At 33.6% G+C, this 1033-nt stretch carries 2 protein-coding genes; both read left to right on the forward strand.

Annotation, left to right across the window (positions count from 1 at the left end; translation table 11 throughout):
- Window positions 1-261, forward strand: a 261-nt coding sequence (locus AC1DOS_RS20290) for an AI-2E family transporter (RefSeq protein WP_477538935.1), incomplete at its 5' end; no start/stop codon positions are given.
- Window positions 262-300: 39 nt separating this feature from the next.
- Window positions 301-717 carry a sporulation protein gene (locus AC1DOS_RS20295; RefSeq protein WP_108585751.1) on the forward strand — a complete coding sequence of 139 codons (417 nt, stop codon included), beginning with the start codon at window positions 301-303 and terminating at the stop codon, window positions 715-717.
- The last annotated feature ends 316 nt before the right edge of the window (window positions 718-1033 follow it).

Here is a 1033-nt window from a genome sequence, read left to right on the forward strand (position 1 = left end):
GTTCAACTGGTGGAAGGGAAGTTTATTTCTCCTCAAATTATGGGTAAATCATTACACATACACCCAATTACGATTATTTTTGTTTTATTAACTGCCGGATCGTTATTTGGAGTTCCAGGAGTAATTTTAGGTATTCCGGGATATGCTTTACTTAAAGTGTTGGTAACGCATATGTACACGTTGTTTAAGAGACGTTATAACCGACATGAAACAATAGTTGACAATCACTTTGAACCTGAGCGTTTAGAAGGTGAAAAGTAAGTAGAGAATGGTTTAGTTGTAAAGGGAGGAAAAGGTATAATGCTTAAGAAATTTTTGTCCACAATTGGGATTGGATCGATGAAAGTTGATACAGTTGTTGACCAACCTGAAATTGCGTATGGTGAGACACTATCTGGCACGATTTATATTGATGGTGGTCAAAGCGATCAGGATATTGAGTTTATTAAACTAGAAGTATTAAAGAGAACTGAAGGCCACCGTGAAGATAGTGATTTTGATATCACAAATGAATGTGTAGCCAAACATACAATTGAAATGGTTGGATCGGTAAAATCAAAAGAGACACGGATGGTTCCATTTCAATTAGTGCCAGACGAACGGTGGGAATCTGAAGGGGAAAACGTAAAGCTTTTCTTAAGGACTTCTATTAATATTTCAAATGCAGTGGATGTTCAAGATGAAGATGAGATAGTATTCAATAAAGATTTAGATTAAGAAAGACAAAGTCATTTCCTTTAATTAGGGAATGACTTTTTATATGTCGCAAACTTGCAATATGCAACTATATAAACAATCTATTAAATGCATAATGCAAGTAATTGCAACAACATGCATTATGCAAGTGTTATTAATCTAATATATGTGCAAGTTGCAACTATGGGAGGAAGTTGATTTAACAACGGTTTTAACTAATTCTTATGGTAAACATAATAAGTTCGAGTTTCTTCAATTGAACTGCATAGTTTTTAAAGGGAGAATAAACAATCAAAATATATAACAAAATGGAGATGTGATTTGTATGATTACCAAG

The organism is Paenisporosarcina sp. P5_A11 (assembly GCF_056400705.1).

Coding starts and splice junctions, on each gene's coding strand:
- AC1DOS_RS20295 (WP_108585751.1), top strand. CDS start 301: ATGCTTAAGAAATTTTTGTCCACAATTGGGATTGGATCGATGAAAGTT.